This window comes from Chamaesiphon sp. VAR_48_metabat_403, from assembly GCF_031422475.1.
GTDB lineage: Bacteria > Cyanobacteriota > Cyanobacteriia > Cyanobacteriales > Chamaesiphonaceae > Chamaesiphon.
On sequence record NZ_JANPLS010000323.1, the window covers coordinates 1 to 7,849 of the forward strand.

The following is a 7,849-nucleotide window of genomic DNA, read 5'->3' on the forward strand; positions in this document are numbered from 1 at the left end:
CATAAAATTTTAGTTGAATCGACTACTAACTAATTGGGTAAAATAGACCGTCTGTATGTGAATTCAGGGCAATTAGTTTCGCTGATAATATTTTTCGATTAGGTATTGAATTGCAGCAATTGACTGACTATTTTGTTGAGGTGCATTACCGTCTGGATGTGGAATCTCGGTATGAATGCGATCGAGTAATTTCAGATAGAGTTTACCCAGTTGTCGCGAAACCTGCGATTGATCGATCGACATTGTTTTGGCAATATTGACTTGATTGAGTTGTTGGAGATGCCGGAGCGAAAGCATCTCTTGAGACTTGTGCGGTAAATTGCTAATAAAACTCGCAATAATTTCAAAGACCTGAGCGAGTGCTGCATCGGATGTGTCTGGATCTGGCGGCGGATCGAGTTGAGAGGCAACCGAAATAAACAAATTGGGATCGTCATATTTCTCGATCGTCGGACTAGAATGTGCGCGAATCAGACAACCGATTCGATCGATAAGTGCAGCTAATTCTTCCAGCTTTATCGCAATCGAACTAGCTCTAATTTCGACTAAAATACTTTGCCAATCGGCAAGCGTTAAATTATTGACACTGACTGAAGATCTCGTCAGGTAGGTTTTGAAAATTTTGCAGATCGATTTATACGTATCGATTTGGGTGGCGATAATATTCCCCGCTAACGCCGTCCGAATTGTCACCCAACTCGATCGCGAGACAATCCCTAAATTTGACAAGCCAAAATATGGATCGCCATTTTTGCGCAAATAGGCAAAAGAATTATATCTCACCACCCGATAAGTCCAAGCCTGAAGTCCTACTAATAAATTAGGATGGTACTCTGGATCGAAGCGGGCTAATAGCTGCTGAATATTTAAAGATGGTGCGATCAGCCGCTCGAACAAATCTTCCGACTGTTGGGGTTTGGGTACTCTCTGCCAAGTATGTAGTGCTGCTTTATATGTCATGGCAGTAATGAAATTAAACCAACAATTATTACAAGCTAGATCTTGTTGGGCGGCAGCTTGGCGATAGAGATTGGTAACTACGACCGTGGTTAATTGCCGATCGGCAAGTAATAATCGATCGATATTAGCATTTACCTCCAGCAGATTTACCCGCGATACCCCCGCTAGCTCGAAGTTTCCCGCTCGACAAATCGCCGGGATCGCCGCTGGATCGCATCTCCACGAAATATGAATGTATCCAGAAGGGGATAATTCCCATCTGGGCACACTATAAAATATGCTCAAAGGATTGAGAGACATAGATTTGAGGGGGTGAGGTGCCAGCGATAAATAGTGATTGAGATGATGTTGCGGTTTTATGCACCGATAATACCATTTTGGATTTTGGATTTGGACGATCCTGTCGGCTAACCCATCTGTCGCTATCGTTTTTAATGTGGTGAAAAGCGAAACGGGCGGTAGGGGCAATTCATGAAGCGGCTCGCAGCCGGGAGGGAACCTCCCGGATTATGCGAGACAAGACAGCGGCGGTTTTATTCGGAGGGAACCTCCGAATAAAAAAACCGACAAGACATTGCCCCTACCGCTGATGCTAGCTCAAGAGAGTAAATCGATCGATTGCCGATTTCCATTCATTTTCGCCAAATCGAGAGCTGTCAAACCACCCAAATTTTTGCAACTCCGATTTGCACCGACGCTTAATAATAACTCAACCACCTCAGGATATTGGCGATGAGTTGCCCACATCAGAGCCGTAGCACCAGTATCATCTTGCAGATCGATCGCCGCCCCCGCCGTAATTAACGATCGCACCAAATCCAAATTACCATGCATCGCCGCAATCATTAGTGGCGTTTGCCCGTCTTTAAATGTTTGTAGCAGCGAAACCCCCGCATCGAGCAGAATGCGAGCGATCTCCACCGAGCCATTAACGATCGCCAACCCGAATGCCGTCACACCTTGCTGGTGCGTACTCAGATCGATACCAGCAGCTAATATGGCTGCTACGGCGGCTGTATGCTCGTGTAATGCGGCTAAAACCAAAGGTGTATCCCCCAGATCGGTAATCCGATCGGGATTAGCTCCACGAGCTAGCAACAGCCGGATGAGATCGATATCACCCTCGATCGCCGCTAAATGTAGTGCGGTTTCGAGATCGTGAGATTGAAGATTGGGATCGGCTCCAGCAGTGAGTAATGCTGTAACTATTTCAATTTGCCCAGCCGCTACCGCCGCAATTAGCGGTGTCCAGCCATCATGATTTTGGAGATCGATTTTTGCCCCAGCCCGAATCAGCGGCTGAATTAGGTTACTATCGCCCCGCTCGGCAGCAATTAGCAGTAAACTCTCACCCGCATTATCCACCGCTTGCAGATTGGCACCAGCGGCCAATAATAATTCGAGCATCCTAACATCACCAGCGGCGGGGATTAATAACAATGGTGTTTTTCCATCATCACTCCGGCGGTAGCACGCATCGGCACCAGCAGCTAATAATAACTCTACGAGTTGAGATCGATCGTTACTAATGGCAATATTCAGCGTATTATCTCCAGCCGTATCGATCTGTTTCACATCCGCACCAGCCGCAATCAGCATCGTCACAATGTCCACCGCATTAGCTAGCGTCGCCCCCATCAAGGCAGTACTCCCATCTTCATTCGTCCCATTGACATCCGCGCCAGCAGCTAATAATCTGTTGACGATCGCACCACGATTGGCGGCGGCGGCAAACATCAGCGCGGTAGTGCCAAACTGACGGCGATGAATATTTACATCTGCGCCAGCCGTAATTAATAAATCGACAATTTGAATAGCACCTCTTTGGGCGGCAAACATCAGTGCGGTGGTGCCTTCTGCATCGGTGATATTTACCTGGGCACCGCGCTTGAGGGCATTCACCGCCTGGGGATAGTTGCCCGTTCTGGCGGACTGAAGCAGTAATAGACTGACTGGATCGGAAAGCGTCATAAATTTTGGCGATCGAAACTGTTGGGAGATTGTGGCGTTACCTGCTGCTGTTTGCTGGCGGAACGCTCTTGCCATCACCCACAAATTTTATGCTAACTTTTATAAATATTCTGCAAACTTTCTTGTCAATTTTTCCGATCCTATGGACTTCATTCCCGCTAATATCAAACCCTATCTCAATTTTATCCATCCGCCGCTGATGTGGATTTTATTGGCGACTTCTCTCTATGCCATGTATTTGGGCTTCCAAATTCGGAAAACGCGGACGGCGACTGGTGAGGATAAGAAAAAGCTCATTCAAGGTAAATATAATGTCCGTCACTACCAAATCGGCTCGATCGTCCTAGCTGTGATGGTATTAGGATCGATCGGCGGGATGGCAGTTACTTATATCAATAATGGTAAGTTATTCGTCGGCCCTCACTTACTCGCAGGATTGGGCATGACTGGCTTGATTGCCGTCTCGGCTTCTTTATCTCCTTACATGCAGAAGGGCAAGGATTGGGCAAGATACAGCCATATTGGCATCAATCTCGTCATCGTCGGTCTCTTCGGCTGGCAAGCTTTTTCAGGAGTAGAAATCCTCACCCGGATTATCAGCAAAATGTAGATCTAGGGGATAGGGGATAGTGGATAGTGCGTGTATGTTACTAGTTTCCCCGCTCCCCGCTTCCCCATCTAAATAATATAATTCGTCACCTCTCCCTGAGCGGCTTGCCAACTGCGGGCATCGTAATAGAGATCTGCTAGAGTAATGCTAGCCAAAGCGGCTTGGAGCTTCTCGTTGAGCCGTTTCCAAACCATTAATGTCACCCAATCTGCGGCTAAATGAGTATCGGTGGATTGAGTCTTCGATCGCGACTCATCAAGCTCTAGTTTGTCAACAACCATCGATTCGCCTACGGCTACTAAAATATCACTCAAAGAAATTTGGGTGGGTTTTTTTGCCAACTTATAACCGCCATGTATGCCCCTGAGTGATTTTACCAGTCCCGCTCTGCGTAATTCGATTAGTAATTTTTCGAGATAGGGGATGGGTAAATGTTGACGACTGGCGATCGCACTCACCGAAGCTGGCCCATAGCTAGGCTGTAAACTGAGATCTAGCATCGCTTTGACGCTGTACTGTCCGCGTGTCGTCAGTTTCATGTTTGAATCGATCTCATTGTGACTAGGAAAATTTGAGTGCTGGTAATTTCGATCGACCCGCCGACAGCTTGTGGTGCCAAGTATCGATCGCACATTTGGGATCTTGACATATTACTTAGCATGATTAATGTTCGACTATTTGCTACAATCGATCCGCCGATCTTGACTAGCTCGAATCTCGCGATCGGGATTTTTTTCAAACGAAGATTGTCGCCCAGTCACTAGCTATTATTTAGTATTTACCCGATCTTTTAAGATAAGGTTCGTTTGGTTCTAAAAAAGATGGTATTTTTAGATAGAGATAGTTAACAAACTTACTCTAGTCAGTGTACTATGGTTATAAGTGCTAATAGCAACCTCCAATAACTAATTGCAGGACTAGTTTTGCAAAACCGCAACGCCGGATAGCGTTAGACCCTCTAGTTTGAAATCTAAGTTGATGAGTAATAAGAAAAATATTGAGCCGCTAGTTGGCGAAGAACTGCTCCAAAAAGTCAAAGACCTCGGCAGCGCGAGCAAAGAAGATAAAGCCCGTGAATGCGGTTACTACACTGAAACTAAGAATGGTGTAGAACGTGTCAACATGATGAAGTTTCTTAACGCTCTCATTGATGCTGAAGGCATTCAGCTAGATAGTAAAGCCGTTGGTGGCGGTCGTGGCGGTCGCAGTGCCAGCTACAAAATCACCGTTCAATCTAATAATAACTTATTGATTGGTGCTGCTTACACCAAGCAAATGGGTTTGCAAGAAGGCGATGTTTTTGAAATCTCCCTCGGACGCAAGCACATTCATCTCAAACAAATTGATAAAAATGGGGACGAATAGATCGAGATAGTCGATCGCCGCAATTGTTCGATCTCGCTGGGACAGATCGGGAGATGACAACCGCTGCACGAGTCAGATCTCGATGCCGATTGCTAGGAGATCGTCTTCACACTGTGTTTATCTTCTCCATCTTGACTGGTAAATTTTAGATTGCTACTATCGGCATCTAAGATTTACTAGTTTTACGTATATGTAGGGATGGTTTTTGGAATTTATTCTCCAGATTATGACTATTTTAGGGGCGATCGATTCAAGGCACGACCGTCATTTTTCGTAACCTATTTGTTGCCCTCTTCCTCACCCCTTCCCTTCATCTCCCTTTTCATCCCGATCTCAACAACGCCCTATTTTCACGGCTCGGATCGAATTCAGACAACATGTTAATCCGCTAAGTATTATTTATCAACAGCCCCTAATCCCGCCTGAATGGTCGGCAATTTATCCAAATTTGGTAGCATGGCTCGGATCAAAGTCAGACAACACGTTAATCCGTTAAGTATTATTTATCAGCAGCCCCTAATTCCGCCCGACTGGTCGGCAATTTATCCTAACTTGGCAGCACCGATCCATCTCGATATCGGTAGTGCTGCGGGCAGCTTCTTGCTGCGATTGGCGCAACACAATCGAAATTGGAACTATCTAGGGATTGAAATTCGCCAAGCTCTGGTCATCCAAGCCAACCAAATCCGCGATCGAGCCGAACTCACTAATCTCCACTACGTGTTTGGCAATATTAACACCTCGCTGGAAACCCTCCTTGCATCGCTTCCAGCAGGTAAACTACAGCGAATTAGCATTCAATATCCCGATCCCTGTTTCAAGCAGCGACACGCCAAAAGACGAGTAGTACAACCAGAATTAGTCAACGATATCGCCCGCTATTTACCCAGTGGCGGCGAAGTCTTCTTACAATCAGACCTCGAATGGGTAGCTCAAGAAATGTGCGATCGATTTAGCGAAAATCCCGCATTCCTTCGCACTCAAGCCGAGTGGCTAGAACCCAATCCCCTCGGCATCCCCACCGAACGCGAAACAGCCACCCTCAATCGCGGTTTGCCAGTCCATCGGGCGATGTGGATTAGGTATTAGGTTTTAGGTTTTAGGTTTTAGGATAAATTCTGGTGTATGGCTAAAGATAATTAACTACTTCGATCGCTATTGCTGCTAAGTGATGCCAATTTCAGTAAGCAAAATGACAACTTTAACCGCTCGAACCTAAAGCCTAAAACCTAACACCTAAAGCCTACTTATGCTTGAGATTAATGCAACTCCACTCCTGACGGTTCCAGACAGTCCCGACTACCCAGCCATTTTTTTCCAATACGTGGGAAACATCGGCGACTTGACTCGATAAAATTCCGCTCAATATCGCCCACCCTTTCGGTTTGACGAGCGCAGCCATTGAAGGCGCGAGTTCGACGATGACATCGGCTAAAATATTGCAAACAAAACCATCCAACGGTGCGGGAATCATCAGTTGAAGCTGTTCGATGCTGCCCAAATCGACGATTAATTTGCCAGGTGCGATCGAATTGAGATCGCGATTTTCGGCAGTGGCTTTGACGGCTAGCGGATCGTTATCGACAGCATAAACTCGCTCGGCACCTAACAAAATTGCCGCTGTAGACAAGATTCCCGATCCGCAGCCAATATCGGCAATTGTGAGATTTGTCCCTGGTTGCAAGCGCATTTCGAGGGCTTCTAGGCACAATTGAGTTGTGGCATGAGTACCCGTGCCAAAGGCAACACCAGGATCGAGTTGTAGAGTAACTCGTTCTGGATCTGTGGGCGTATCTAACCAGGCTGGATTAATTAATAATCGATCGCCGATTTGTTGTGGTTGCCAGTGCTGCTTCCAGCTACTCGACCAATCTTCCTCATCGATCAGATTGCATTTAGTGACTGGCAACGGATAGCCGAGTTCTGTCGCATCTTCTTCAAATCGTCCAGACAGATCTGATACCTCGAATAATTTGACCTGAGCTTGGGGAATATAGGCCGAAATGACAATTTCCAGACCTTGTTGTTGTGTAGACATTCCTTTACACCCAAATTCACTCAGTCGCCAGAAGATACTTTCTTCTAAATTAGGTACGCAGTCAATTTTAATTTCCCACCAGCTATTAGACATGATTCTGGATATTAATGTATAAATTCTAATAACTATGCTTAGGTATTAACTGTGGTGAATAGATAATAATCTCCCACCACAGTAACATAATGGATCTTGAAATCGAGAGATATCTCTCAATCTGTAACTATTATCGATCGTCTAACTGGTTAGCGTTACGGTATAAGCATCGCTAATGCCATTCACTTGTTTGATTTCTGCCAAAATTCCATCGGGTAACGGATCGTCGAGACTTAGTACCATGACGGCATCGCCGCGCACGATTTTGCGTCCGACTTGCATACTGGCAATATTGACATTAAATTTACCCAACAGCGAACCGATAATGCCAATGATGCCGGGTACATCTTTATGGACTGTAAACAGCATATTCTGAGTAGGTACGACGTTAACGGGGAAATCATCAACGCTGGTAATTCGCATCTCGGCATCGCCAAGCAGCGCGCCTGTCACTGAATGTTGACCCAATGAACCTTTAGCAATCAGCTTGAGTGTCGCTGCATAGTCGCGAATCGAAGCATCGCGAGTTTCAGAAACATGGATGCCCCGCTCTTTGGCTTCAATCCCAGCATTGACATAATTAACCCGTTCGCGCAAGGCGGGAGATAATAAGCCTTTGAGTGCGGCGGTAATAATTGGTTTGGTTTGTTGTTCTGCCAAATCGCCATATAAGCCAACTTGAAGATCGTTAATCCGTCCGCCAGCTAATTGACTGACCATATTTCCGATCGTTTCGGCAAGTTGCAGATAGGGTTTGAGCTGGGCGAGTGCATCGGGGTGAAGTCCGGGAATGTTCACCGCAGACCGCGCTG

Annotated in this window: 8 protein-coding genes; 3 read left to right on the top strand and 5 right to left on the bottom strand. The window is 46.1% G+C overall.

Features of this window, described 5'->3' with window-relative positions; genetic code table 11:
• Positions 1–72: 72 nt before the first annotated feature.
• Together RMO79_RS15675 and RMO79_RS15680 are read right to left on the bottom strand one after the other, a co-directional pair.
• Positions 73–1,260: a sigma-70 family RNA polymerase sigma factor gene (locus tag RMO79_RS15675; RefSeq protein WP_310484111.1), complete on the bottom strand. Its 1,188-nt coding sequence runs from the start codon at positions 1,258–1,260 to the stop codon at positions 73–75.
• A gap of 297 nt (positions 1,261–1,557) precedes the next feature.
• Positions 1,558–3,006, bottom strand: coding sequence for an ankyrin repeat domain-containing protein (locus RMO79_RS15680; protein WP_310484112.1), 1,449 nt, complete (start codon positions 3,004–3,006; stop codon positions 1,558–1,560).
• Between the two features lie 67 nt (positions 3,007–3,073).
• Here RMO79_RS15680 and RMO79_RS15685 point away from each other — a divergent pair, with 67 nt between their 5' ends.
• A complete protein-coding gene (locus RMO79_RS15685) occupies positions 3,074–3,541 on the top strand; it encodes a DUF4079 domain-containing protein (RefSeq protein WP_310484113.1) in 468 nt (155 codons plus the stop codon).
• 68 nt (positions 3,542–3,609) lie between these two features.
• Here RMO79_RS15685 and RMO79_RS15690 read toward each other — a convergent pair whose 3' ends face one another.
• A complete protein-coding gene (locus RMO79_RS15690; protein WP_310484114.1) occupies positions 3,610–4,080 on the bottom strand; it encodes an RrF2 family transcriptional regulator in 471 nt (156 codons plus the stop codon).
• A 439-nt stretch (positions 4,081–4,519) separates the two neighbouring features.
• On the opposite strand from RMO79_RS15690, the gene RMO79_RS15695 reads away from it, so the two are divergent.
• Positions 4,520–4,906: an AbrB family transcriptional regulator gene (locus RMO79_RS15695; RefSeq protein ID WP_310484115.1), complete on the top strand. Its 387-nt coding sequence runs from the start codon at positions 4,520–4,522 to the stop codon at positions 4,904–4,906.
• Between the two features lie 456 nt (positions 4,907–5,362).
• The gene (gene trmB / locus RMO79_RS15700) at positions 5,363–5,995 is read left to right on the top strand and encodes a tRNA (guanosine(46)-N7)-methyltransferase TrmB (protein ID WP_310484116.1); all 633 of its coding nucleotides are present in this window, start codon (positions 5,363–5,365) and stop codon (positions 5,993–5,995) included.
• A gap of 154 nt (positions 5,996–6,149) precedes the next feature.
• Here trmB and prmA read toward each other — a convergent pair whose 3' ends face one another.
• Together prmA and RMO79_RS15710 are read right to left on the bottom strand one after the other, a co-directional pair.
• A complete protein-coding gene (prmA, locus tag RMO79_RS15705; protein WP_310484117.1) occupies positions 6,150–7,037 on the bottom strand; it encodes a 50S ribosomal protein L11 methyltransferase in 888 nt (295 codons plus the stop codon).
• A gap of 141 nt (positions 7,038–7,178) precedes the next feature.
• On the bottom strand, positions 7,179–7,849 hold a 671-nt coding region (locus RMO79_RS15710; RefSeq protein WP_310484118.1), incomplete at its 5' end, for an ACT domain-containing protein.

Bases quoted from the DNA above. Each gene is read 5' to 3' on its own strand.
- RMO79_RS15675 (WP_310484111.1), bottom strand. From the start codon at position 1,260: ATGTCTCTCAATCCTTTGAGCATATTTTATAGTGTGCCCAGATGGGAA.
- RMO79_RS15680 (WP_310484112.1), bottom strand. From the start codon at position 3,006: ATGGCAAGAGCGTTCCGCCAGCAAACAGCAGCAGGTAACGCCACAATC.
- RMO79_RS15685 (WP_310484113.1), top strand. From the start codon at position 3,074: ATGGACTTCATTCCCGCTAATATCAAACCCTATCTCAATTTTATCCAT.
- RMO79_RS15690 (WP_310484114.1), bottom strand. From the start codon at position 4,080: ATGAAACTGACGACACGCGGACAGTACAGCGTCAAAGCGATGCTAGAT.
- RMO79_RS15695 (WP_310484115.1), top strand. From the start codon at position 4,520: ATGAGTAATAAGAAAAATATTGAGCCGCTAGTTGGCGAAGAACTGCTC.
- trmB (WP_310484116.1), top strand. From the start codon at position 5,363: ATGGCTCGGATCAAAGTCAGACAACACGTTAATCCGTTAAGTATTATT.
- prmA (WP_310484117.1), bottom strand. From the start codon at position 7,037: ATGTCTAATAGCTGGTGGGAAATTAAAATTGACTGCGTACCTAATTTA.